The 23,311-nt window shown below is 68.9% G+C and carries 21 protein-coding genes; 8 read left to right on the forward strand and 13 right to left on the reverse strand.

Features of this window, described 5'->3' with window-relative positions:
- Positions 1–140: 140 nt before the first annotated feature.
- Positions 141–503 (forward strand): nuclear transport factor 2 family protein, encoded by a 363-nt coding sequence (locus tag JGU66_20125; protein ID MBJ6763081.1) that lies wholly within the window; start codon positions 141–143, stop codon positions 501–503.
- A 25-nt stretch (positions 504–528) separates the two neighbouring features.
- Positions 529–834 carry a hypothetical protein gene (locus JGU66_20130; GenBank protein ID MBJ6763082.1) on the forward strand — a complete coding sequence of 102 codons (306 nt, stop codon included), beginning with the start codon at positions 529–531 and terminating at the stop codon, positions 832–834.
- Positions 835–865: 31 nt separating this feature from the next.
- On the opposite strand, the gene sthA is transcribed toward JGU66_20130, so the two are convergent.
- The 4 genes from sthA to JGU66_20150 all read right to left on the reverse strand — a co-directional run bounded on the left by sthA (position 866) and on the right by JGU66_20150 (position 6,013).
- Positions 866–2,272, reverse strand: coding sequence for a Si-specific NAD(P)(+) transhydrogenase (gene sthA, locus JGU66_20135; GenBank protein ID MBJ6763083.1), 1,407 nt, complete (start codon positions 2,270–2,272; stop codon positions 866–868).
- 53 nt (positions 2,273–2,325) lie between these two features.
- The gene (locus JGU66_20140) at positions 2,326–3,126 is read right to left on the reverse strand and encodes an rRNA pseudouridine synthase (GenBank protein MBJ6763084.1); all 801 of its coding nucleotides are present in this window, start codon (positions 3,124–3,126) and stop codon (positions 2,326–2,328) included.
- Between the two features lie 63 nt (positions 3,127–3,189).
- Entirely contained in the window at positions 3,190–5,151 is a 1,962-nt protein-coding gene (locus tag JGU66_20145; protein ID MBJ6763085.1) for a glycoside hydrolase family 15 protein, read from the reverse strand.
- A gap of 109 nt (positions 5,152–5,260) precedes the next feature.
- Positions 5,261–6,013, reverse strand: a complete 753-nt coding sequence (locus JGU66_20150; GenBank protein ID MBJ6763086.1) for an rRNA methyltransferase — start codon at positions 6,011–6,013, stop codon at positions 5,261–5,263.
- Positions 6,014–6,274: 261 nt separating this feature from the next.
- On the opposite strand from JGU66_20150, the gene JGU66_20155 reads away from it, so the two are divergent.
- Positions 6,275–6,745, forward strand: a complete 471-nt coding sequence (locus tag JGU66_20155; GenBank protein ID MBJ6763087.1) for a hypothetical protein — start codon at positions 6,275–6,277, stop codon at positions 6,743–6,745.
- Positions 6,746–6,752: 7 nt separating this feature from the next.
- On the opposite strand, the gene JGU66_20160 is transcribed toward JGU66_20155, so the two are convergent.
- Entirely contained in the window at positions 6,753–10,253 is a 3,501-nt protein-coding gene (locus tag JGU66_20160) for a tolB protein precursor protein (GenBank protein ID MBJ6763088.1), read from the reverse strand.
- 182 nt (positions 10,254–10,435) lie between these two features.
- Between JGU66_20160 and JGU66_20165 the strand changes: the two genes are divergently transcribed.
- Positions 10,436–11,878 (forward strand): hypothetical protein, encoded by a 1,443-nt coding sequence (locus JGU66_20165; protein ID MBJ6763089.1) that lies wholly within the window; start codon positions 10,436–10,438, stop codon positions 11,876–11,878.
- Positions 11,879–11,902: 24 nt separating this feature from the next.
- Here the strand turns inward: JGU66_20165 and JGU66_20170 are convergent, their stop codons facing one another.
- From JGU66_20170 to JGU66_20205, 8 genes are all read right to left on the reverse strand, one after another.
- The gene (locus JGU66_20170) at positions 11,903–13,117 is read right to left on the reverse strand and encodes a hypothetical protein (GenBank protein MBJ6763090.1); all 1,215 of its coding nucleotides are present in this window, start codon (positions 13,115–13,117) and stop codon (positions 11,903–11,905) included.
- Positions 13,118–13,205: 88 nt separating this feature from the next.
- On the reverse strand, positions 13,206–14,837 hold the full coding sequence (locus tag JGU66_20175; protein ID MBJ6763091.1) for a hypothetical protein: 1,632 nt from the start codon (positions 14,835–14,837) through the stop codon (positions 13,206–13,208).
- Entirely contained in the window at positions 14,834–15,616 is a 783-nt protein-coding gene (locus JGU66_20180; protein MBJ6763092.1) for an outer membrane lipoprotein-sorting protein, read from the reverse strand. The genes JGU66_20175 and JGU66_20180 overlap by 4 nt, the downstream gene beginning before the upstream one ends.
- A gap of 5 nt (positions 15,617–15,621) precedes the next feature.
- Complete coding sequence (locus JGU66_20185; GenBank protein ID MBJ6763093.1) at positions 15,622–16,923, reverse strand: ABC transporter permease; 1,302 nt, start codon at positions 16,921–16,923, stop codon at positions 15,622–15,624.
- Positions 16,924–16,926: 3 nt separating this feature from the next.
- Positions 16,927–19,029 (reverse strand): ABC transporter permease, encoded by a 2,103-nt coding sequence (locus tag JGU66_20190; GenBank protein MBJ6763094.1) that lies wholly within the window; start codon positions 19,027–19,029, stop codon positions 16,927–16,929.
- A 3-nt stretch (positions 19,030–19,032) separates the two neighbouring features.
- Entirely contained in the window at positions 19,033–19,773 is a 741-nt protein-coding gene (locus tag JGU66_20195; GenBank protein ID MBJ6763095.1) for an ABC transporter ATP-binding protein, read from the reverse strand.
- On the reverse strand, positions 19,770–20,246 hold the full coding sequence (locus JGU66_20200) for a MarR family transcriptional regulator (protein MBJ6763096.1): 477 nt from the start codon (positions 20,244–20,246) through the stop codon (positions 19,770–19,772). The genes JGU66_20195 and JGU66_20200 overlap by 4 nt, the downstream gene beginning before the upstream one ends.
- Before the next feature lie 188 nt (positions 20,247–20,434).
- Positions 20,435–21,091: an RNA-binding protein gene (locus JGU66_20205; GenBank protein ID MBJ6763097.1), complete on the reverse strand. Its 657-nt coding sequence runs from the start codon at positions 21,089–21,091 to the stop codon at positions 20,435–20,437.
- Between the two features lie 301 nt (positions 21,092–21,392).
- Between JGU66_20205 and JGU66_20210 the strand changes: the two genes are divergently transcribed.
- From JGU66_20210 to JGU66_20225, 4 genes are all read left to right on the forward strand, one after another.
- The gene (locus JGU66_20210; protein MBJ6763098.1) at positions 21,393–21,665 is read left to right on the forward strand and encodes a hypothetical protein; all 273 of its coding nucleotides are present in this window, start codon (positions 21,393–21,395) and stop codon (positions 21,663–21,665) included.
- A gap of 139 nt (positions 21,666–21,804) precedes the next feature.
- Positions 21,805–22,368: a hypothetical protein gene (locus tag JGU66_20215; GenBank protein ID MBJ6763099.1), complete on the forward strand. Its 564-nt coding sequence runs from the start codon at positions 21,805–21,807 to the stop codon at positions 22,366–22,368.
- Between the two features lie 95 nt (positions 22,369–22,463).
- On the forward strand, positions 22,464–22,895 hold the full coding sequence (locus JGU66_20220; GenBank protein ID MBJ6763100.1) for a tetratricopeptide repeat protein: 432 nt from the start codon (positions 22,464–22,466) through the stop codon (positions 22,893–22,895).
- A 12-nt stretch (positions 22,896–22,907) separates the two neighbouring features.
- On the forward strand, positions 22,908–23,303 hold the full coding sequence (locus JGU66_20225; GenBank protein ID MBJ6763101.1) for a hypothetical protein: 396 nt from the start codon (positions 22,908–22,910) through the stop codon (positions 23,301–23,303).
- The last annotated feature ends 8 nt before the right edge of the window (positions 23,304–23,311 follow it).

Here is a 23,311-nt window from a genome sequence, read left to right on the forward strand (position 1 = left end):
GTCCTTCTTTTATTGAAAATGACTGAGCGAACAGGGCAGGCGGGGCCCTTACTTCCCACAGGCCGCAGTTTCCAGCCAAATCCGCATGACGGTGTGCATACCTGCACCTACCTTCCCTGTTCCCAGGGATATTTCTAACCATGAGTGCGAGCGAAAACTTCTCCTTGGCGCGCGCCTGGCTGCGCGCTTTCAACGCCCACGACGTGACGGCCCTGGTGGCCCTCTATGCCGAGGACGCCACCCACACCTCCCCCAAGATTCGGGTGCTGCACCCCCAGACGGGAGGGCGGCTGGTCGGCCGGTCGGCCCTGGAGACCTGGTGGCGGGACGCGATCGCCCGGCTTCCGGGCCTGCGCTATGAGGAGACGGCCCTCACGGCGGACGGGGATCGGGTCTTCATGGAGTACGTGCGGCACGCTCCAGGCGAGCCGCCCATGCCCGTGGCCGAGGTCCTGGACGTCCAGGACGGCCGCATCGTCGCCTCGCGCGTGTACCACGGGTGAGCGCGCCCCTCTGACGGAGAACCCCATGGCCCTGGATCCGAGCGCCTTCGACAAGGACTTTGGCTACCTGATGCCCTTCCTGGACAAGGTGGCCCAGGCGGCCGCTGGCCTGGAGGATGGGCCCGCCCGCGAGGAGCTGGGCCGCCTGCTCTCCGACGAGAAGGTGCGGTGGGAGCGCATCCGCGCGCTGCTGCGGGGCGCCCCGGCCCAGGCGCCTGAGTCCATGCCGGAGGCCCCGAGCCGCCGCGCGGACGAGGCGCCGGCCCGTCGCGTGGGCCCGTCGGTGCCCGCCAGCGGCCTCACCGTGGGGCCGCTGAAGCGCACGCCCTGAGGCCCGGCCCCCGAAGGTCAGGCTCCGAGGCTCAGTCCGTGGCCCGGCCGTCCAGTCGCGCCAGCGCGTCGTAGGTGGCGGCCTTGTACGCCTCGGACAGCGTCGGGTAGTTGAAGCACATCTCCACGAAGAGCCGCGTGGTGGCTCCGGCGTGCAGCGCCGTGAGCCCCACGTGGACCAGCTCCGTGGCCTGCTCTCCCAGGACGTGCACGCCGAGCAGCTTGCGGCTCTCGCGGTGGAAGAGGAGCTTGAGCAGGCCCTGGCGCTCTCCAATGATTTGCCCGCGCGGGTTGCTGTCGAAGCTGGCGCGTCCGCACACGTAGGGGATGCCCTTCTGGCGCAGGGACTCCTCTGTCTCCCCGGCCATGGAGACCTCGGGGATGGTATAGATGCCGAACGGCAGGATGGGCGCGAGCACCCGCTCACTGGCCCCGAAGGCGTGCTCCACCGCGATGCGGGCCTGCTCCATGGACGTGGACGCGAGCGCCGGGAAGCCGATGACGTCGCCCACCGCGTAGATGTGGGGCACGGCGGTCTGGTAGTCCGGCCCCACCTCCACCTGCCCTCGGGCGCCCAGCTTCACGCCCACGGCTTCCAGTCCCAGGCCGGCCGTGTTGGCCGAGCGCCCCGAGGCCACCAGCACCTGGTCGGCCTCCAGCACCTCGCCGGTGGCGAGCGTGAGGCGGATGGGCTCGGCGTGGAGTTCAGGGACGTGGACGGACTGCACCGTGTGGCCCATGCGCATCCGGACGCCGAGCGCCTCCATGCACTGCGCGAGGCGCGCGGAGAACTCGTCGTCCAGGAAGGGCAACAGCTCGGCCTTCACCTCCACCAGCGTGACGGGGATGCCCAGCGCGGCGAACATGCAGGCGTACTCGCAGCCGATGACGCCGCCGCCCACTACCACGAGGGAGCGGGGCAGCGCGCCGATGTCGAGCACCTCGTCCGAGTCGTGCACGCGCGGATCGCCGAAGGGGTAGAGCGGCGGGCGGAAGGGCGAGGAGCCCGTGGCCACCATCACGAAGTCGGCGGTGAGCCGCGTCTCCGGCGTGCCCGCGCGCGTCACCGCCACCGTGTGCGCGTCCACGAGCGAGGCCACGCCCTGATACAGCGTCACGCCGTGCCGCTGGAGGTTCTGGGCGATGCGCTCGCGCTCGGTGAGCTTCACGCGCCGCTCCCGGTAGAGGAAGTCGGACACGGTGGCCTCATGCCGGAGCGTGGCCTCCACGCTGTAGAGGCCGCGGGCCCGGAAGCCGGAGAGGTGGAGCGCCGTCTCCCGGAGCGTCTTGGAGGGCAGGGTGCCGGTGTTGGCCGCGGTGCCGCCCAGCACGGGCTCGCGCTCCACCACCGCCACGCGCTTGCCCTGCAGGGCCGCCTGTACCGCGCCCCATTCCCCCGCGGGGCCAGAGCCCATCACCACGAGATCGAAGTCCGCCATGCCGGGCACCCTATGCGAGCCACCCTCGGCTTAGAAGACTCCGTGCGGAGCGCTCAGGGCTCGCTGGGCTCCCGCCCCGCGTAGCGCAGGCCCTCGCGGACCTCGTCCTCCGTCAGCAGCCGGAAGCCGCCCTCGGGGATGTCTCGCAGCTCGATGCTCCCCACGGCCTCGCGGTGGAGCGCATGGGTGGGCAGCCCCACGGCGCCGAGCATCCGCTTCACCTGGTGGTGGCGGCCCTCGGTGATGCTGACCTCGACGGTGCGCGCGTCCCTCACGCGCACCTCGGCCGGTCGGGCGGGGCCGTCATCCAGCGGCATGCCCTGGCGCAAGGGCTCCACCTTCGCGTCGTCCGCGCCGCCATAGACGGTGGCCACGTAGCGCTTGGGCAGGTGCGTGTCCGGCGAGGTGGCGTGGGCCACCAGTTTGTCATCGTTGGTGAAGAGCAGCAGCCCGGTGGTGTCCACGTCGAGCCGACCCACCGCGTGCCACGTGAAGCCCGTGAGTTCGTCCGGGAGCTGGGGCAGCAGCAGCTCGAAGACGGTGCCCACGCGGTGCTGCCTCGCGGTGGAGGACAGCACGCCCGCGGGCTTGTGGAACGCGAGCACGTGCGTGGGCGCCTCGGTCGACACCAACTTGCCGTCCACGCGCAGCACGGCGCCCGGAGGCACGGGGGCCAGGTGCATGCGCACCACGCGGCCGTTGACGCTCACGCGGCCGGCCTGGATGGCGGCCTCGGCCTCCGCTTGGGGCAGGGCGCCTGCCCGCGCCAGCGCGCGCGACAGCCAGTCGGGCTTCTCCCGGCCCTCCCAACGGCTGACTCGAGGGGGCTTCGGCTTGTCGGGTTTGCGGGACATGGGGGGCGGCACCATACCCGCCCCGGTGGCCGGGCGTTGGACAATGACGCGTCCGACGTGCGCTCACGGCGACTCGGGGGCGGGCTCCTCCATGGCCTCCTGGTGGACAGGGGACACTCCCACGGTGGTTCCCTGCTTCTGGGCGCGGCGGGCCTGCTCGATGGAGACGATGGCGTGGATGAGCCCCACGTGGCTGAAGGCCTGCGGCATGTTGCCCAGCATCTCCTGGCGCTCCGGGTCGATCTCCTCGGACAAGAGCCCCAGGTCATTGACGTAGGACAGCACCTGGCCGAGCCGCTCCTCGGCCCGCTCCACCTCGCCGCTCAGCGCGAAGCAGCTCGTGAGCCACAGCGTGCAGAACACGAAGGTGCCTTCTCCGCCCGGCAGTCCGTCCTTGCGGTCCAGGTAGCGGTACACATGGCCGTCGCGGGTCAGCTCCGCGTCAATGCGCTCCACCGTGGCGCGCACGCGGCGGTCGTCCGGTGGCAGGAAGCCCGTCAGCAGCACCTGCAGCGCCGAGGCGTCCAGCGCCGTGCTGCCGAAGGCCTGCACGAAGGCGCCCGTCTTGGGGTCCACGCCGCGCGTCTCGATGGCCTGGCGCAGCTCGTCTCGGGCGCGCCCCCAGCCTGTCAGGTCCGCGGGAATCTCCGGCACGCGCTCGAAGAGCTGGATGGCGCGATCCAACGCCATCCACGCCATCAACTTGGAGAACACGAAGTGCTGCCGGCCGCCGCGCGTCTCCCAGATGCCGTCGTCCGGCTCCTTCCAGCGGCGCGCCGCGGTGTCGGCCACCTGCCGGATGAACTCCATCCAGTAGCGGCTGATGGGGTTGGCCTGCTGGACCGAGTACGTGAGGCCCAGGCGCTTCACGAGGAAGAACATCAGCCCGATGAGTTCCCCGTAGGTGTCCATCTGGAACTGGTCGAACGCGCCGTTGCCCGTGCGCACGGGCTTGCTGCCTCGGTAGCCATCCAGGAACCCGAGGTTCGTCTCCTGGAGCAGCCGCTCGCCGTTGATGCCGTAGAGAATCTGGAGTTCGTCGGTGCGGCCCGCGGTGGTGCGCAGGAGGAACCGCGCGAAGTCTCGGGCCTCGTCCTCGTAGCCGAACGCGCCGAGCGCCCACAGCAGGGCCGACGAGTCGCGCAGCCAGCTGAAGCGATAGTCCCAGTTGCGCACGCCCCCGATTTCCTCGGGGAGAGACGTGGTGCCCGCGGCGATGACGGCGCCTGTCTCCGCGTACGTCAGGCCCTTGAGCACCAACAGGCTGCGCACCACCACGTCCCGGTGCGCTCCCTCGTACGTGCAGCGCCCCGCCCACGAGCGCCAGAAGTCGGCGGTCCGCTCCACCCGCGTGCGCAGGTCATCGGCCTCCAGCCGCTCGGCCTTCATGTCCTGGGGATGTCTCCAGGTGAGCGCCACCTCGCGCGTGTCGCCCGCCTTGAGCACCGCGCGCGAGTCCGCGCCGCCCTTCGCGTCCGACACGAGCGGGCCCAGGTTGCTCTGCAGCAACAGGGAGTCCGCGCCACCGAAGATGACCGCGAGGTCATCCGCCAGCCGATGGAGGAACGGCGTGGTGCGACCGAAGTCGAAGCGGGGCGAGAACGTCAACGCCACGTCCACCTCGCCCTGCTCGCAGCGCACCAGGCGGATCAGCAGGTGTCGAGGATTCGAGATGACGAACTTCCCGGGCTGGCGCTCGTCCTCCCAGCACGGCAGGCAGTCCGTCACGGTCAGCACGCCGGTGTCGGTGACGAAGCGCGTCTCCAGGATGTTCGTGTCCGGCAGGTAGCGGCGGGAGACGCGAGCCTCGCCCACGGGCGCGATGCGGAAGAAGCCTCCCTGCTCGCGGTCGAGCATGCAGGCGAAGACGGGGCTGGCGTCGAACCGGTGGAAGCACATCCACTCCCACGTTCCGTCCCGAGCCACCAGCCCGAGCGAGTGGCAATCGCTCACGAAGGCATAGTCGGAGATGGGGGGGTAGTCGTTCCCCACCGGTCGCGTGAACTTCGTCTTCTCGGAGGTCATGCGCGACATGCTGCGCACGCAAGGACGCGACGAGCGCCCGGGCCGCTCGGGCTGGCTGGCTTCCAGGACGCCGCGAGGAGGATCGCTCGCCGGGCTCCTGTCGTGGCCGTCAGTCCTCTCGCGCGTCTGTCTCCTCGGCGGTCGGAGAGGGCAGGCGCTTGCGCACGGTGTGCAGCGCGGACAGCCACAAGCGGGCCTCCTGGCGCGTGAGTCGCGAGCGGCGCAGCGGCGCGAACAGGTCGCGCACGGCGGTGCGGCCTGGATGCGCATCGACGAGGAACCCGCCGGACGTCAGCAGGGTCTCCAGGGTCTCCTCCACGCGCGCCAGCTCCGCGTCCGTGGCCGCGACGGGCAGGGGACCCGGCGGAGGCGCGGACCGCTCCAGCACGGCCATCCGGACCTCGTAGGCGTACAGGAGCACGGCCTGCGCCAGGTTGATGGACGGCTGCTCGGGTGCGGTGGGCACGGCGGACAGGTCATGACAGCGCTCGACCTCCGCGTTGGTCAGGCCGCTGCGCTCATCTCCGAAGACGAGCGCCACGGGGCCCTGCGCCGCGCGGGCGACCAGCTCCTCGCCCACCGCGCGAGGCGACATCCGCCGCTTGCCCTCCACCTTGCGAGAGCTGGTGCCCACCACCCAGACGCAATCGGAGACAGCCGCCTCCAGCGAATCTGGGCGCTTCACGCCCTCCAGCAAGTCCTCCGCGTGGACCGCGAGGCGCCGCGCAGGAGCGAGGTCCTCGGCCTCGGGCGTCACCCAGGCCCAGTCCGCCAGGCCGCAGTTCTTCAGCGCGCGGGCGGCGGCACCGAGGTTCTCCGCGTTGCGCGGGCGCATCAGGACGAATCGGATGGGAAGCACCATACGGCGCGCACCTTATCGCCACCCTCCGGAAGAGGACGCGCCCGAGTGAGCCCTGTCCGCAAGGGGCCGCTGCGCCGAGTACACCGCAGGGCTTGCTCGCCGCCTCGCCCACCGGACCCGGGCAGCCGGTCATCCCCGGAGTGGAGGGCGTCCGGGCGAGCGGCGGAGCGCGGCGGCCTCGCGATGCCAGGCGCGAGGGGGCCGCCCTACTTTTGAGGCGACGGGGGACAGACCTCCTCCGTGTTCACGGAGGGAGGCGCGATGGAGACGTGGAACCAGATGTCATCGGATGCCGTGCGGACCCACACGCCGACGCAGGTGAACCGGCGCATCGACGCGCACGTGGAGGCCTGCGTCCGCTCCATGGCGGAGCGCGGCGACCGCGTCGCGATGAGCCAGTACCTCGCGAAGCTGGAGCGGGAGTGGGACCTCAACCGCGCCGTGTCCGTGGGGGCATCGGCGCTGGCGGTGCTGGGCCTGATGATGGGCCGCCAGGACGGCGGCCGGTGGCGCGTGCTCAGCGGCGTCGCCGCGGGGCTCCTCCTTCAGCACGGGCTCTTGGGCTTCGGGCCGCTCGCCGGGGTGATGCGCGCGCTCGGGGTGCGCACGCGCCGGGAGATCGACCTGGAGAAGTTCGCCCTCAAGGCGCTGCGCGGCGACTTCGAGCGCATCCCCAGCGACGGGGGGCCGCTGGCTCGCGCCAACGCCGCCCTCGTCGCCGCTCAGTCCTGAGCCTGCTTCAGGGCACCCCAGGCGTGAGGTATCCGCCCCCCAGCGCGGGCAGGGACGCTCGGTTGACAGGGGGCGCCTGCCGTCCCGTGTCTCGCTGATCGAAGAAGCCGTTGAGCCCCGCGATGCCGAGCGAGAAGTTCGTCACCCAGCCGGGGTCGGGCTTGCCCGCCGCGGCGTTGATGTCGAACGGCCGCGCGAAGTGCAGGCGCAGCAGCAAGGGCCCCAGGGACACGTTGAAGCCGACCACGGCATTGAGGACGCGGTGGTCCCACAGGTCCTTCGCGCCGTCGCCCACGCCGCCGGTGTCCATCGCCACGATGGCCTCCAGGTCGCTGAGGAACGCGACGCGGATGATGTCGTTGAGGGGCAGCTGCATCTCGACCGTGGAGTAGACGAAGTGCCGGCCGAGCAGCCACCGCTCGTCACCGAAGTTCACGCCGCGCAGGGTGTCGAAGCTGGAGAGGTAGTACGAGCGCGCGTACCGCCCGCCCAGCGTCGTGCCCGTGCCCAGGCGCGCGAAGATGTTCGTCCGCCCGTAGATAGGGAAGTAGCGCTCCGCGTCGAGCCGCACGTTGCTGTACGCCTCGTCGTTGAAGGGCTGCACGCCCACCGTGGCCTCCATCAACACGCTGCTGCCGGACAGCGGCCCTGTGGCGTAGTGGTACTTGATGCTGTCGTACCCCAGGCGCCCGCTCAGTTCGGTCTGGAAGCGGATGGCCTGGTTCTTCGCCCGCCACTCGCCGAGCAGCGCCTGGTTCGCCTCGTTGCGCTCGGGGAATGCCAGGTAGAACTCGACGGGGTCATCCAGGAAGTACTTCGTGCCGCCCAGACTCAGGTCGCCCTGGAGGTACAGGAAGGTACTGAGCGGATAGCGGTAGCTGCCCAACACGCCGAAGTAGCGCTCGGCGGACGTGAAGAAGAGGTCCTTGTTCACGTCCTTGAACGTCTGATCCACGCGGAAGCGGAGCGATTGGAAGAGACCGCCGCCCCACGTCGCGCGCTTCTCGTCGTTCACGTAGAGCAGCAGGCCGTCCGTCAGCTCGAACGAGCCGTACACCGCCAGGGTGAGGATCATCTGGTGGTTGCGCAGTCGGTCCGTGGCGGAGGCGAAGACCTGTCCCACGAAGCCGCCACCGCCTGCTCCGGCGAAGCCGAAGATGGGCCCGAACTCCAGGTTCTGCCGGGCGAACGGCCGATACTGCTGCGCGTCCGTCAGGGGACGGATCGCCAGCGGACCGGGAGGCTCGGCGGGCGGCTCCTTCTCTTCCTCCAGCGCCAGCATGCGCGGCGGGCGCAGCAGGGACGGGCGTCGCTCGCCGGACAGGTGGAACAACATCCAGAGGGAGCCCTCGGGGCCGGGGCCTGGTTCGAACACGCCGGTGGTCAGGTCGGTGCGACGCACCAGCCGTCCATCGGGCAGTCGCTCATGCAGGTCCGAGCTGCTGTGCGTGTACGCGACGAAGAAGATGCGCCCGTCCGGAAGCGCGACGGGATCCGCCTCGTCGCGGTCCTCGGAGGTGAGGCGCTCGGCGGGGCCCGGCGCGTCGGGCTTGATGCGGAACAGGTTGTACTTGCGATGCGACGTGGCGTCCGACGTGTAGATGATGCCGGTGGGACCCCAGGTGAGCTGCCGCTCCGCGAACACGTCGTCCGTGAGCTTGCGCGGCGCCGCCTTGTCACCCGCGGCCAGGTCCACCATGTAGACATCGCGCAGGCCCTTGTCGTCGATGCCGATGAACGCCAGGTAGCGCTCGTCCGGTGAGAACGCGGGCGAGTACACGGCGACGATGCCTTGCTTGTCGATGCGGACCGCGCGCCGACCGCCGGTCTCCAGCTTCACCGCGAGGCTCGGGTCGCGATCGATGCCAGTCCGGATCGCCGAGCGTCGGACGAGCACATCCGTGGCGTGTTTCTCCGCGGAGTGACCGTAGTCCTGCACGTAGAGCACGTCGCGCCCTGTCACCTCCGCGACGAACGCGAGTTTGTCTTTGCCCACCGCGAAGTTTCGGCCGGAGACCGGATGCAGCGATTCGATGCCGGGTTGGCCGTCCGCGGCCACCTGGACCGTCTTCTCGGGCATGCGCGGATCCAACAGGTACAGGCGGCTCTCTCCCGTCTCCGGGATGATGGTGCGCACGGCCAGCACGTACCCATCCGGGCCGCTCGCCATCGCGGTGACGATGCCGGGCAGGTCGGAGAGTGAGTCGAGCGCGGGCGCGGACTGCTCCGAGCCCAGGTACGTCTTGAACGCGCGCCGCTTCAGCCAGTTCTCGAAGCGCGCCGCCAGCCGCTTCGGATCATCTCCCGTCAGCCGCTCCAGCAGCTCCTCGAACTTGAGCGACGGCGAGTCGCGCGAGCCGCCCACCAGCCGCGGCGACTCCTCCAGGATGCGCTGCGAGATCCCGTCGCCGTACTCGTCCTCGAGGAAGGCGACGCGGGTCTGGCCCACCTTGTAGATCCACAGGTAGCCGTAGGGCCCGGGCGAGAAGAAGTCGAGGAACGCATAGCCCTTCATCAGGTCCGGGTTGACCAGCAGGTCGCGCACCAGCATCTCGGTCTCGGGGTCCAGGCCGCGCTTGGCGTAGAACTCGGCGAGCCCTTCGATGAACCACAGGGGCATGTTGCTCAGCGGATCCCCGAAGACCTTGGCCTGCTCGGCCACGGTGCGGACCTTCTGGATGGTGAACTGGTGGGTCAGCTCGTGGCTGCTGATCTCCTCGAAGAGGCGATGGTCCCCCAGGTACGGCAGGGTCAGCTTGAGGTCCTCGGTGCTGGTGACACCCAGCGTTCCCTCGGACACGGGGAACACGTTGGTCTGAAGGAACTCGGCGTAGCTGTTGTAGAGGATGTACGGGAACGTCTGGGTGGGGACGTACTTGAAGCGCCCCACGAGGTAGCGGTATGCCTCCTCGATGACGGGCACGGCGCGCTCGGCGACCTCGCGCTCGCGCTCGTAGAAGTAGAAGCGCACGCCGCCGGTCTTCGCGCCCAGCGTCTTCGCGTAGGTGTAGTTGAAGCCTCCGTCCGAGTCGCCCAGCAGCAGCGGGCCGCTCACCACCGAGGTCCCTCCGTCACCTCCCGCCTGCGCCAGGACGCCACCATCGGCGTTGGGCACGCCGCCATCCGGGCCCGCGTTGGCCGCGGCGATCTCCTGGGGCAGCGGGCCCGCGTCGGACGTGTCGACGGGGATGTTCGCGCTGGGGATGGGCTTGCTGTCCGCTGGCGGCGCGATCGGCGGGGTGGCGTCGCTCGACTTCGTCGCGATGGGGGCCGCGGCTTTGCTCGCATCCTGGGGGGCCCCAGGCTGATCATGCGCGGTGTGCTCCGGGGGCTTGGCGAGTCCCTCCGCGTCCGGGCCCACGAGGATGTCCACGTGGCGCCAGGCGAGATCGAACGTGTTGACGGGGGTCTTGCCCGCCTGACGGGGGATGACGAACACCTGGGCGGCGGCCACCCCCGGAAGGAGGAGGGCCAGCAGCAAGGCGGTCAGGCTGGAACGGGGGTTCACGAAGGCACCTCTGGGGTAGAGGAGACAGGCGTATCGACGGCTTGGGAGAAGGCTCGCTCGCCTCCTCGGAACGTACAAGCGGCTCGATTGTTTCTTTGCGTTACGGTGTACGTCCAGCGGGCCGGCTTGCTCGGCTTGACGGGACTTTCGTTGGGTCGGCCCGCCCGGTATGGATGGGGGTCATGAAGAACAGCCTTCTTGCATTGACTGGCACCGTGGCGCTCGTCGTGGGTTGCGGCAAGGACTCCACCCCCCAAACGAAGGCCGAGTGTCAGCTTGACGCCATCGACCTGTCGGCCTGTGACCGTTCCAGCCTCGCGTCTCTGCAGAGCGAGGGCATCTGGAACATGAACCTCACGTTCGAGGACGGGCTCATCGCGCCCGCGACCCTGCGCTATTCGCCGGGGGCGCCGTTGATCATCGGACTGGCGGTCTCCAGCAAGCAGGTCACTCCGGACACGGTGTTCCTCACCAGTGAGCTGGCGGCGACGGATGGGACGCCGCTGACGTACGCCTTCGCGGGCTGCCGCGCGACGAGCCCGACCCATATGTCCGGCATCATGCGCGTGTGCCGTGATGGCGCCCTGACGCGCCGTGGCACCTTCGAGGCCACGCGCGTCGTGCGCAAGGCGGGCGAGTCCGTGGGCTCCGGGGTGGACCTGGTCTCCGAGACGGCGCTGCCCCACGGCGCGGCGTCGAGTGTCTTCGTCTCCGGCAACTACGCCTACGTGACGGCGCGCGAGGAAGGCCTCTTCATCTACAACGTGTCCGACCCGGCGCATCCGGTGCAAGTGGCCGAGCAGAAGATCTCCGGCGAGACCTGGAACGACGCGGTGGCGACGGGCACCACGCTCTACGTGGGCACCAATGGCAAGGGGATCCGGATCTGCGACGTGGCGGACCCCACGAAGCCGCGCTGCGACAAGTCGCTCCTGGCCGACAAGTCGGTCGCGGTCGAGTCGATGGTGCTGGACGGCAACCTGCTGTACTCGGCGTCGCCCACGCCGAACGCGGACGTCATCATCCACGACGTGAGCACGCCCGCGTCGCCGGTGCTGGTGGCGCGGTACACGGTGGAGGGCAGCCAGCCGCTGGTGGGTGACCGGCCGCTGAGCCTCGCGGTGGTGAACAAGAAGCTCTACGTGAGCCATTGGACGTTCGGGCTCACGGTCTCGGATGTGACCACGCCGAAGACGCCGAAGCTGGTGGGGCGCTTCGCGGGCCCGGCGACGAACTCGCTGGCGGTGGGCGCGATTGGCGACCGCATGGTGGCCTTCCAGGGCTCGGATGCGTGGGGCGGCACGGTGCTGTCGCTGGACGTGACGACGCCGACCTCCATCGCGCAGGTCTCGCAGTTCGCGTCGCGCCCGGAGGTCTCGGTGAGCGGGATGGCGATGTCGGGCACGACGCTGTACGTCGCCAACTTCCAGGATGGTCTGCGCGTCTATGACGTCGCGGCCCCGGGGGCGCCCAAGCTGACCGGTTACTTCAACACGTGGGAAGAGAACGAGAAGCGCGGGGCGGCGTACTACGAGGGACTGGCTGCCGTCCGCGTGGCGCCGGACGGGCTCGTGTACGGCGTGGACACGGCTCGCGGCATGCTCGTGTTTCGCAAGGCGCAGTAATCGCGGGCGCTGTTCCTCGGCGCGTCAGCGCTCGAGGAACGTGTTGCTCGAACCGGGACGGTCCAGGCTGGCGGCGCGAGCCTGGGCCAACTCGTAGCCCGCGCTCTGCAGGGCGACCCGCGCGGCATAGACATCCTGTCGCGCGGCGGCTTCCCGGGCCGTCTCGATGAGCGCGCGGGCCCGCTCGGAGTGGACGACGACGAGCCCCTGTCCCGCGCCGGAGGCGCTCTCACGGACCGAGGCGAAGCTCTGGTCCGCGACATCGAGGGCGTGGCCCACGTCCACCTCGCCTTGCTCCAGGGCTTGATCGGCCGCGACCATCCACTGTCCCGCGGACTGGATGCCTGCGAGCCGCCCCTGCCTCGCCCGCTCATCGGTGTAGGCGCGCTGCTCGTAGGTATCCACCTGGCCTTGCACGGCATCCGTGCGCGCCTGGGCCTGGGCATCGCGCTGGGCCACGTCTTGTTCCAACTCCTTCACGCGAGCGCGCAGTCGCGCGACCTCGTCTTGAGTCGCGGGAGCGTTCTCGGGCTTGGTGGCGGGCGAGGCCGTGGGCGCGCCCGGCTGCGTGGGCTCGATGACTTCCGCGCCACCGAAGCCCACCGCGTTCGAGTCTTGAGGCGCGGCGTTCGGTCCCGTGGCGGTAGCGGCGTTCGCCTGGGGAGTGGCACCGCTCTGCGCCGTGCCGGATCCGCCCGTGCCCGCAGCTTGCGCCGCGGACTCCTGAGTTGCGGTGGACGATGCACCGCTCGTCGCCGGAGTCGTGCCGGACTGCTCGGTGCCGCCATTCGAAGTCTGCGCGGAGGTGTCCGACGGCGCGCCGTATCCACCCGACGCCGGTGACTGCTCCGTGTCCGTGCCGGTCGTCGCTTCGGTGCCCGAAGGATTCGCGGTGGTGTCCGTGGATCCACTTCCGCCGGTGGCGGGCTCACGGACAACGGGTGGGGCGATGGGGGCCGCGGCCTCTTGATTGGCGATCTCGCCCGTCGTGACAGGCGGCTCGCCATTGGGGAGCAGGGGAACGACGGCCCCCGCGGCCATATAGGGATCCATGGGGACCTGCACCGTGTAGCCCTCGGGCGGGCGATAGCCGTCCACGGCGTCCCGTGCCTGCTCATAGGAATCCTGGAGCGCGGCAGCGGCGGGGTCGCGGATGCCTGGGTCCTCGGGCGGGCTGGGAGGCGTGTCCTGCGTCTGGCCGAGGCACAGGCTGGCGGCGATGGCGATCCACAGAGGCATGCCGCGAAGGTGTTCACGCGGCGACGCTCTCGCCCATCGGCGAGGGCCGCTCCGCCCGCTTGTCGCGCGGGGGAGCGAGCCCGGAACGTCAGATGTTGATGCGCAGGCCCACGCCCAGGTCGAACGTGGGGGCAGGCACGGAGGTCTGCTTCAAGATGACCTCCGACTGCTGGGTCTCCGGATTGAAGCGGCGGATCTCCGGCAGATCCATCGCGAGTCGGAACGTGCCGCCCTTCTGGCCGTAGTACACCGAGCCGTAGGCCTCCACCGTGAGGTAGGAGAGCGCGCGATGCACCACGTTCAACCGCGTGGTGAAGGAGCGGTCGGACAGGTTGCCGAGCGTGAACAGGTTGAACGTCGTCTTGTCCAGGGACCCCGGCTGGGCCAGCAGCACGTAGAGCGCCGCGTAGTGCCGAGCCGCGTAGAACGGATCGAACTGGTTGACGAACAGCAGGTACGGATACGCCTCGCGAGTGGTGTAGCCGGTGGAGTTGTAGAAGTACTCCACGCCCACCACGGCGGTGTCGTTCTCCGAATAGGCAAACGTGTGGTTCGCGCCCAGGGTCGCCTGGGGCGTGAGTCCCGTCGGCGTGTCCTCGGTGATGAGGCCGAGGTTGCCGCTGCTCAGCACGTCATGAACGGAGACGCCATCGGGCAACTTGTAGACCGGCAAGTCAGACCCGCGCTTGAGCGCGAGTTCACCGTACATGTCGATAGGGCCTACCGCCGACGACACGTCGATGCCGAGCCGCGTCTTGCGCCCCTTCTGCGCCACCGCGCTGACGCCCACCTCGGCGGGGCCGAACACGGCTTCCGCGCGCAGCGCGCCACCAATCTTGCCCAGGCTGTCCGCCGGCCCCGCGTTGTCCAGCATCGCGATGCCGTAGAAGTTCCAGCCCTTGGACTCCCAGGGCACGTGCACCTTGATCATGGACGCGCCGGTGCGCAGGTCCACGAAGGCCAGCGGATCCCTGCGCTGTGGCGACAGGAAGTCGGTGGGATTCCAGATGGTGCCCGTGCCCCACTTCACGTGCTGCTTGCCCACGGTGAGGAACACCGTGCGCTCGATGTCGAAGCGCAGCCACGCTTGATCCAACAGCACGCGCGGATTCGCCGCCGCCGCGCCGGAGAGCGACAAGGCGCTGCCGCCCGTGGCCGTGGCGCCCGAGGGCCGGGTGGGGTCGTAGCTCAACCGGCCCACCACCATGCCGCGCAGCCGCTCGGTGGGGCGGGCATCGAAATACCCATCCACCAACGTGGGCGCGGTGAGGCTCGTATCGGAGAACGAGCGCCCCGCCGCGCCAGACGCGCTGGCGCGCAGGTAGAACTGACCGCCAATCTTCAGCGGATCATCCGTGGACTCCGCGGTATCGAACGCGTTGCGGGCGGCGCCCCCAGACAGCGATGCCGCGTCGCGATCCACCAGGTCCGGCGACTGCGCGGACCCGGTCCGATCCGGCGCCGAGTCCGAGCCATTCGTATCCGCGGGCGCTGCCGCGGCCTCGGCGGGGGACGCCGAATTGCCTCCCGACCCTGCTCCAAAGAGGTTGTCCTCGGAGGGGCGAGCGTCGGAAGAGGTCGCGGCCGGAGCGGGCGCCGGCGCGTCGCCGCCGAACAGCGCGCTCTCATCCGGCCGAGACGCCGGCTCCTGGGCCTGCGCGCCCACGTGCGCGAGCACCAGGGCCAGCGCGGTGGCCCTGCCAAGGGTGCGGGAGCTCATCGGCTCTTGCTCTCGAGCCAGGCCTTGGTGAAGAGGTTCGCCTCCAGCGAGTGGAGGTCCACGCTCTTGATGGCGATGACGGTGGAGTTGGCCTTCTCCACCTCGTCATAGATGCGAATCTGGTCCGGGAACCACACGTCGGCGTTCTTGGACTCGCTGAACAGCTTGCGCCACGTCGGATAGTACAGCGTGCGCATCAGCCGGCCGGACAGCGCGAACTCCTGGCGCTTGAGGATGTTGCCCGAGTCCATGTCCACCCACAGCTCCACCATGGGGTAGGCCACATCGACGTTGGCCTTCGCCTTGAGGATGAGGTGGTGGACCTTGTACTTGCCGAGCGTCTCCTCGCCCTTGTCCGAGGGGTCGAACTCCTCGGCCAGACGAGACTCGTCGAAGTCGGCGCGGCGGCTGTCGGTGCCCGCAATGCGCTCGCGCTCCGTGCGCCGCTCCCACTTGCCCACGTTGGGGTCGTAGCTCCAGAGGTTCTTGTCCAGCCGCAGGTAGCCCTTGCCGGCCTCTCCCTTGGGCTTGGAGAAGAGGATCATCAGCTTGTCGTCCGCGTCGCGCCGGTACACCCACGCCTCGCGGGCCACGTCTGTCTTGTCCTTCTCCTTCTGCTCCAAATAGACGAGCGCCTTGTAGTCGCCGCCATTGCGCTGCCGGTCATCAATGACCTGCAGCATCTTCGTCATCGTGGGCGTGTCCAGAGCGGACGCCACGCGGGCGGACAGCAGCGCCGCGGCCACCACCGCGGCGGACAGCAGTTTCGAGAGCGACATGGGATTCACCCGATGTGGTGCATCGCCGTGACTGGCTTGAGCCGCGCGGCGAGGAAGGAGGGGATGAGCGAAATGGCGGTGGTGCACGCGGTGATGAACAGCATCGAGCCCAGCATCACCTTCGGACTCACGGCGAGGGTCAGCGTCTCACTGAGGATGAACACCGCGACCACCTTGGGCACGGCGATCTGCGCGGCGTTGACGAGGGTGCACACGAGCAGGCCCAGCCCGGCGCCCGCCAGCGTCCCCAGGGCGCCCAGCGTCAGGGCCTCCATGAGGAACATCCAGACGACGCGCGAGCGCTGCATGCCAATGGCGCGCAGGGTGCCAATCTCTCGCGTGCGCTCGCGGATGGCGATCCACAGCGTGTTCATGATGCCCACGCAGATGATGACGAGCAGGATGGCGATGAGCAGGCCGGAGAGGATGTTGAGCGCGGTCAATGTCCACTTGACGAAGGAGATCTCGTCCTCCCAGTTGGTGATGTCCAGCTTCTGCCCGGTCCACGCCTCGCGGTTGACGGTGTCGAACTTCATCCAGAACGCGCGCGGATCATTGTCCATCAACTCGTAGCCGGCGGCCGCGAGCGTCTGACGCAGCCGCGCCTGCACGGCGGGCACCTGCTTGAGGTCCTTCAAGTACAGGAGGATGGCGCCGGTGGTGTCGTCCTTCAGCCGGTAGAGCGCGCGCAGCGTCGCGGACGGGACGTAGACGTTGAAGCTGCTCAGCATGCCCACGTTGGCCGCGATGGCCACCACGCGCACGTCCACCGTGTTGTTGATGCCGCGCATCGTGGGCGCCACGATGGTGACGGTGTCGCCCACCTTCACGCCGAGCTTCTCGGCCTGCTGCTGGAAGATGAGCAGCGTGTTGGGCTCATTCAGTCCATCCAGGGTGCCCTCGCGAATCTGGAGCACCTTGCGGAAGCCCGTCTCGGTGGTCACGTCGATTCCGCCGATACCGGCCTGCACGGAGCCGGTCTCGCTGACGACCTTGGCCCAGCCGCGCCCGCGCTGCACCGCGTAGTCCAGCTCGGGCACGTCCTTGCGAATCTGCTCCATCACCTTGGGGAAGTTGGTGACGACCGGCGCGGACTGGCCGGCGGCGAGCTTGTAGAAGCCGCCCACGTTGACGTGGCCGGTCATCAGCGTGGTGGCCGAGCGCAGCATCGACTCCTGCATGCCGCTGGACAGGCCTTGCAGGATGACGAGCAGCGCGGTGACGCCCGCGATGGCGCCGCCCAACAGCAGCGTGCGCCGGCGATGGGTGCCGAGGTTGCGGAAGGCAATCAGGAAGAGTTGGAACATGGCTCACTCGTCCGTCTGCATCGCCCGGAGGGGCGACACGCGCGCCGCGAGGAACGCGGGGTAGAGGGTGGACAGCGCGGACACCACCAGCACGATGACGAACGCAGCCACGAGGATTCCCAGGCTGAGCGTCGGGTGGAGGCGGGGACCGGAGAAGAAGAAGTACAGGGTGGGGTTGCCCGCGGGGATGCCCGAGTGCCCCCACATCGCCATGAGGCCACTGCCGAGGAGCGCGCCGGCCGCCCCGAAGACGAGCCCCAGCACCAGCGTCTCCACCAGCACCATGCTGAGCACCAGCGAGCGCTGCGCTCCGATGGCGCGCATGGTGCCAATCTCCCGCACGCGCTGGAGGGTGGCCATCATCATGGCGTTGTTGATGATGACCAGGGCCACCACGAAGATGATGAGCACGGCGATGGCGAGCACCATCTTCGCCATCATCACGAACTGCCCGATGATGCCCGCGGCCTGCTGCCACGACACCACGCGCAGGGGCAGCTTGGCGTCCTTCGCGGACTGCTGAAGCTCGGCCAGCGTCTCCTTCAACTTCGAGGGGTCCTTGAGGATGACGGCCGCGCTCAGCACCATTCCCTTCTCGACCTCCTGCTGGTTGTAGACGCGCTCGGCCAGGTCCTCGCGCCGCAGGTGGCCCATGCCGTCCATGCCGTCCTTCTCGTTGAGCAGGCCCGGCGTCGCATCCGCCACCAGGGGCGCGGCGGCGCTGCCGAAGAGGGTGTCCTCGGCGTTCTCGCGAGCCACCGCCGTCACGCCGCTCTTCTTCTGGATCTCGGCGATCTCCGCCTTCCGGTCCGGCGTGAGGTAGCCGTACAGGTCGCGGAAGGTCATCAGGTCCATGAGGTTCAGCCCGCCCGCGAGCTGCGACTCCTCCAGTCCCTTGAACTGGTAGGTGCCGTAGATGCGGACGTTCACGCTCTGCACGTAGCCCGTGCGCGTGAAGGCGGTGATGGTGAGCGCGTCACCCAGCCGCAGCCGGTACAGCTCCAGGAGCGGCGCCAGGTCCTTGTAGAACGTGGCGTAGCGGGCATCGAAGTTCTCGTCGGTCGTGGCGAGGAACGAGGCCAGGAGCTTCTCCAGGTTGGGCTCCTTCGTCCCGAGGTGGTTCTGCAGCCGCTCGATGGCCAGCTTCGTCTTGAGCGGATCCAACTGCAGGGCGAACTCGCGAAGCTGCTGCGTGTTCTCCTTCACCCAGCGCTGCATCTCCGGGTCCTTGGCGATGAGCTTCTTGTTGATGTCGCGCTCGCGCTTGATGAGGTCCAGGCGGCGCGCCGTCTTCAGCTTGAGGAACTCCTCGTAGAAGTACTTGGACAGCAGCATGCCGCGCTTGCCCGGCGGCACCGGCTGGCCGTCCACCAGCTCCATGCGATCGAAGCTCTTCTGGAAGGCCTCCAGGTCCGTGCCCGCGTAGCGCAGGTAGAGGATGGAGCCGTCCGGGAGCAGGGGAGCGATGCGGTTCTCCAGGAACTCCAGCGAGCTGAAGGGGTCCTGCTCGAAGCCGACCCAGAACGCATCCGAGCGGGCCTTCGCGATGGCCTCTTCCTCCACGGGCTCCAGGGCTCCGTCGGACAAGAGGGCATCCTTGTTGGCCAGGTCGGACTCCAGCAGCGTGACGATGTGCCGCACGTGGCCCTTGAGGCTGTCGAGCTTCTCGCGCAGCTCGGGCGTCTCGCCGTGGTCCGCGCGCTGGCGGTACAGCTCACGCAGCCGCGCGAGCAGCAGGTCCACGGTGTTGCCGGAGGTCACCATGGCGCCGCTGGTGCCCATGGGCACCACCGTCTTCACGTTGGGGTGCTTCTCCAGCAGCGGCTTGATGACGCTGAAGTCATCCACCGCCGCCAGGTCCGGCTCGCCGCCCATCTGACCGAAGAGGCCCAGCTCGTCCTTGGAGTGGTCCGAGTAGACCTGCAGGTGTCCGGCGATGCTGCCGATGATGCTGCGGCTCATGGCCGTGTCGACGCTGTCCACCAGGCCGCCGCCCACGACGACGAGCAGGGTGCCGAAGAAGATGATGGCCCCGATGAGCAGGTTGATGCGGCTGGCGAACAGGTTGCGAAACGCGACCTGGATGAGGAGTTTGAGCTGTCCCATGACCTAGTGGCCCCCGCCAGCGGCCATGGCGCGCTGGGCTTCCGCGGAGGAGATCCGGTCGAGGATCTTCCCGTCCGCCAATCGCACGACGGCGTTCGCGTGGTTCATCACCTTCGCGTCGTGGGTGGAGAAGATGAAGGTGGTGCCTTCCTTCTGGTTCAGCTCCTTCATCAGGTCGATGATGTGCTGGCCCGTCACCGAGTCCAGGTTGGCCGTCGGCTCGTCCGCGAGCACGAGCTGCGGCCGGGTGACGAGCGCGCGCGCCACGGCGACACGCTGGCGCTGACCGCCGGACAGCTCGTTGGGGCGGTGCTTCGCGTGCTGCGCGAGCCCGACCTGCTCGAGCAGTTGCATCACGCGGTCCTTGCGCTCGGCCTTGTTCAGCTTGCGCTGCAGGAGCAGCGGGAACTCCACGTTCTGGAAGACGCTCAGCACCGACACCAGGTTGAAGCTCTGGAAGATGAACCCGATGGTGTGGAGCCGCAGGTTCGTCAGCTCCTTCTCCGTCAGCTTCTTGGTGTCCTGGCCCGCCACGCTCACCACGCCCGCGGTGGCCGTGTCCACGCAGCCAATGAGGTTCAGCAGCGTCGTCTTTCCGCTACCCGAGGGGCCCGCGATGGAGATGAACTCCCCGGGGAACACCTGCAGGTCCACGCCCCGCAGCGCGGGAACCACCACCTTCCCCAGGCTGTAGTCCTTCGTGACATCGGCGATGGAAACAATGGGGGACTGTCCGGCGTTCATGACGTACGTCCTTTCGAGGCCTTCCCGCGAGTGGCGCGCCACCGCTCGGAAATGCCGGCCATCTCGGCCAGGTAGAATTCTCCAAAGTCATAGGCCTCGCGCACATGCGGCTTGTCGCCCAGCGCGGGGTTCTCCAGGGCTTCCTTGCACAGGCGGATGAAGCGCTTGAGGGACTCCTCCGCGCTGCGCATCCGCGTCTCCCAGCCCTGGGTGCTGATGACGTAGTAGTGCTTGCGGTCTCCGGGCACGCTCACCGGCTCCACCAGCCCCGCGGCCAGGCACTGGCGAATGTTGGTGGAGACCGACGCGGGGCTCACCTTGAGGAGCCGCCCGATGCGGTCCAGCGACAACGGCTCGTCCGCGAGCATCAGCAAGCCATGGATGCGCCCGGCGATGCGCGTGGCACCTTGCGACTCGAAGTGCAGCCCCATGGCCTCGACCAAGCGTTGCTCAGCCGCCTTCAACTGCTGCATGTCGCCTCCGAGCCGCCCCTCGCGTCACTCAACGTCGAGGTCGGCATTTATTGAGTTCAGTTCGTTCAGTCAAGACTGAATGAACTGAACGCCGTGTCACGAAGGCGTGAACGGCGGACATTCGAAGCCCCTCGTCTCCAGAGCGAAGACGAGGGGCCGGAAGTGCGGCGCGCGGCGTGAGCGAACCGCTAGTACGTGTCGGGCGAGGCCGAGGAGCCCGACTTCGTGTCGGGGTTCATGCCCTTGTCCTTGGTGGAGCCACCGGTGCCCTGGTCCTCGGGCGAGGTGCCCATCCCGGAGCCACCGGTGCCAGGGTGAACGGAGGAATCGGGCGAGGTGCCCTCCGGGGTGCTGGAGCCACCGGTGCCGGTGCTCGGCGCGCTGCTGGGCGCAATGCTCTTGGCCACGTTCTTGGTGTCCTTCACCTCGAAGCTGGCGCGGATCTCCTGGCCTTCCTTCAGGTTCTTGGCGGCCTTGAGGCTCGGGTCGGTGAACTGCGTCTTGCTGTCCACCTCGAGCGGGACGACGGCGCCCATGTGGTCCACCCAGACCATCTTGCTGTTCGCCTTGACGACCTTGCCGGTCAGCTCCTGCTGGCCCATCGAATCCCGAGTCATGCTGCTGGCGCTGCCCGCGCTGCCGCTGCCGCCCTGATCCATGGAGCCCGACGACGACGAGGTCCCGGACGCGCCCTGCATGCTGTCCGAGCCCGCCGCGCCAGAGCCGCCTTGCGCCGCGCCGGAGGTCTGCTGCCGCGCGTCCTGGCTGGCGCTGTCTCCCTGCGCCAGCGCCGCGCCCGAGCCCAACATGGTCATCGATACGAACACCCCAACCAGCTTCTTCATGGAAAGCCTCCTCGTGATGACATGGGACGGGAGGGGGGCGTGGGCCCCCCGCCAGATCGAGGGGGGCGTGGGCCCCCGCCACGTCAAAACTAGGTGCGGGGGCTTGCGGGCACAGCCCCCGAGCGCCCGGGTCGCGCGTCCGCCCCCACACCGGGCCACGGGCCAGGGGCCCGGCGTGCGTGTCGGCGAGTCGAACGCAGGCGCCTGGGTGGCTTGATGCGGACAGGGCTTTCCCCTACCGTTCGCAAGACGTGCATTCCCGGCCTCTTGGCCGGCACCTTGCCAGGAGACCGTTCCCGCGATGCCCCCGCCCGCCAAGCCGTCGCCCGCCCCGGAGCTGCCGGTTCCGTCCTATCCCGCCATCGAGTCGTACATCGAGCGGGCCACCCCGGAGGAGGTCGGCGCCTTCTTCGGCTCGGTGAAGACGTCCCTCACGGACCTCAAGGGCCCGCGCGCCGAGCAGGGCAAGAAAGTCCAGGCTGCGATCGCCCGCTCCGAGGAGCTGCTCAGCATGCTCGTGGACGTCCGCGAGCGCCTCGTGGCGGAATCGAAGGGCGGTAAAGGCAGGAAATGACTGAGGGTCGGGTGAGTCAGGCCACTTTTCTCACCCGCACCAAGCAACCCGAGAATCCCTCGGACCGATAATCAGAAAAGAGCCATTGGATCATCCAGCGGCTCCCGGTTTTCGCTGGCACCAGCGCGTGGAGGCAGTGATGAGCGTGAAGATTGACGGCGGTATGATGGGCCCCAGCAACATGCGTCTCAACACCCAGATGACGACGGCGCGTCAGACCCCGAACACCACCTTCGGCGCTCGGGTTCAGTCGGGCCTGAACAACGCGGCGGGTGCGGTGGGCGCGGGTGTGGGCGCGGTGGCCGGAATGGTTCCCGGCGGCAGCATCGTTTCGGCGGCGGTTTCGTCCGCGCAGACGTTCTCCGGCAGCGCCGGCTCGGGTATCGCGGGCGGTCCGTACGCGGGCACCATGAGCGCGGGCGCGGGCTCGGCGTCGCTGCTGGCCGGCGCGGGCGCGGTGGCGTCCACCAACGTGGGCGGCTCCACGGGCAGCCCCAGCACGCTGGGCACCAGCGGCGTGGGCGGCAGCGTCGGTGACCAGGTCAACGGCAACTTCAGCCTGGGCCAGATGCAGAACGACAACGTGAAGCTGCTGAACCTGCAGGCTGCGATGCAGCACGAGTCGCAGGTGTTCACGGCGGTTTCCAACGTGATGAAGTCGCGGCACGATACGATCAAGAACTCGATCGGCAACGTCCGCTAGCATCCCACGCTGGCGGCGACTGACCGGAGCAAGGAGGGCGGCCACGACGGCCGCCTTCCGTGCTTCCGGCCCTTGGAAAGGAAGCGCGGCGTCCCATGGCGGAGACCTCGGAGATCTCGAACAGCTTCGTCCCCCTCACGCGCCAGCAGGCCATGGTGCTGTTGGAGTCGGGCTACCTGTGGCTGGACATGGGCCACTACGACAAGGCGCGGGAGCTGTTCGCGGGCGCCGCCGTCCTGATGCCGCGCAGCGAGGTTCCCCAGATTGGCCTGGGCGCGGTGGAGTTCGCGCAGGGCAAGCATGACAAGGCCCTCCAGGCGTACCGCGCGGCCCAGCGGCTCGCGCCGCACTCCGCGCTGCCGCGCGCCCACGCCGGCGAGGCGCTCCTCTTCATGGGGAAGGTGCCCGAGGCGCTCAAGGAGCTGAAGTCCGCCATGGATCTGGATCCGGAAGGCGACGGCGGTCGTCTGGCCCAGGCGCTCATCCAGGCCAAGGACGCGGGGGCCCTGCCTCCGCCCAAGAAGTAAAGGGGTGCGCTGATGGCTGTCGGTGGCGTCGGACGTGGGGGTGGAAAAGGCCGCGCGGGTGGCGCGAAGGGGGCGTCCGGCGGCGCACCCGCGGCGGGCGCGTCCTTCGGCGCCAAGGTGGACCGCGCGGAGTCTCTTGTCGGGCCCTCAGGTCTGGTAGGCTCCAGCAACGTTCAGGGCCCCCAGCCCATGGATCCGATCGCGGCGCAGGCGTTCGCCATCGCCCGGCGGCTGAAGAACGGGGGCTTCAAGAACAAGGAAGAGGCGACGAAGGCGCTCGTCTCCGAGGTGCTTGAGGAGAAACTGCGCATGAAGTCCGACGCCTTGACGAGCCGGATCGCGGATGCGTTGCAGGATGATCCCCGGCTGAACCAGGTTCTCGAGCGGCTGTGGTCCAAGGCCGAGTGAGCGCTCCG

This window comes from Myxococcaceae bacterium JPH2 (genome assembly GCA_016458225.1).
In the GTDB taxonomy this organism is placed as follows: domain Bacteria; phylum Myxococcota; class Myxococcia; order Myxococcales; family Myxococcaceae; genus Citreicoccus.

What these genes read in the sequence shown, in the direction of transcription:
- JGU66_20125 (MBJ6763081.1), top strand. Translation starts at nt 141, where the DNA reads ATGAGTGCGAGCGAAAACTTCTCCTTGGCGCGCGCCTGGCTGCGCGCT.
- JGU66_20130 (MBJ6763082.1), top strand. Translation starts at nt 529, where the DNA reads ATGGCCCTGGATCCGAGCGCCTTCGACAAGGACTTTGGCTACCTGATG.
- sthA (MBJ6763083.1), bottom strand. Translation starts at nt 2,272, where the DNA reads ATGGCGGACTTCGATCTCGTGGTGATGGGCTCTGGCCCCGCGGGGGAA.
- JGU66_20140 (MBJ6763084.1), bottom strand. Translation starts at nt 3,126, where the DNA reads ATGTCCCGCAAACCCGACAAGCCGAAGCCCCCTCGAGTCAGCCGTTGG.
- JGU66_20145 (MBJ6763085.1), bottom strand. Translation starts at nt 5,151, where the DNA reads ATGACCTCCGAGAAGACGAAGTTCACGCGACCGGTGGGGAACGACTAC.
- JGU66_20150 (MBJ6763086.1), bottom strand. Translation starts at nt 6,013, where the DNA reads ATGGTGCTTCCCATCCGATTCGTCCTGATGCGCCCGCGCAACGCGGAG.
- JGU66_20155 (MBJ6763087.1), top strand. Translation starts at nt 6,275, where the DNA reads ATGGAGACGTGGAACCAGATGTCATCGGATGCCGTGCGGACCCACACG.
- JGU66_20165 (MBJ6763089.1), top strand. Translation starts at nt 10,436, where the DNA reads ATGAAGAACAGCCTTCTTGCATTGACTGGCACCGTGGCGCTCGTCGTG.
- JGU66_20170 (MBJ6763090.1), bottom strand. Translation starts at nt 13,117, where the DNA reads ATGCCTCTGTGGATCGCCATCGCCGCCAGCCTGTGCCTCGGCCAGACG.
- JGU66_20175 (MBJ6763091.1), bottom strand. Translation starts at nt 14,837, where the DNA reads ATGAGCTCCCGCACCCTTGGCAGGGCCACCGCGCTGGCCCTGGTGCTC.
- JGU66_20180 (MBJ6763092.1), bottom strand. Translation starts at nt 15,616, where the DNA reads ATGTCGCTCTCGAAACTGCTGTCCGCCGCGGTGGTGGCCGCGGCGCTG.
- JGU66_20185 (MBJ6763093.1), bottom strand. Translation starts at nt 16,923, where the DNA reads ATGTTCCAACTCTTCCTGATTGCCTTCCGCAACCTCGGCACCCATCGC.
- JGU66_20190 (MBJ6763094.1), bottom strand. Translation starts at nt 19,029, where the DNA reads ATGGGACAGCTCAAACTCCTCATCCAGGTCGCGTTTCGCAACCTGTTC.
- JGU66_20195 (MBJ6763095.1), bottom strand. Translation starts at nt 19,773, where the DNA reads ATGAACGCCGGACAGTCCCCCATTGTTTCCATCGCCGATGTCACGAAG.
- JGU66_20200 (MBJ6763096.1), bottom strand. Translation starts at nt 20,246, where the DNA reads ATGCAGCAGTTGAAGGCGGCTGAGCAACGCTTGGTCGAGGCCATGGGG.
- JGU66_20205 (MBJ6763097.1), bottom strand. Translation starts at nt 21,091, where the DNA reads ATGAAGAAGCTGGTTGGGGTGTTCGTATCGATGACCATGTTGGGCTCG.
- JGU66_20210 (MBJ6763098.1), top strand. Translation starts at nt 21,393, where the DNA reads ATGCCCCCGCCCGCCAAGCCGTCGCCCGCCCCGGAGCTGCCGGTTCCG.
- JGU66_20215 (MBJ6763099.1), top strand. Translation starts at nt 21,805, where the DNA reads ATGAGCGTGAAGATTGACGGCGGTATGATGGGCCCCAGCAACATGCGT.
- JGU66_20220 (MBJ6763100.1), top strand. Translation starts at nt 22,464, where the DNA reads ATGGCGGAGACCTCGGAGATCTCGAACAGCTTCGTCCCCCTCACGCGC.
- JGU66_20225 (MBJ6763101.1), top strand. Translation starts at nt 22,908, where the DNA reads ATGGCTGTCGGTGGCGTCGGACGTGGGGGTGGAAAAGGCCGCGCGGGT.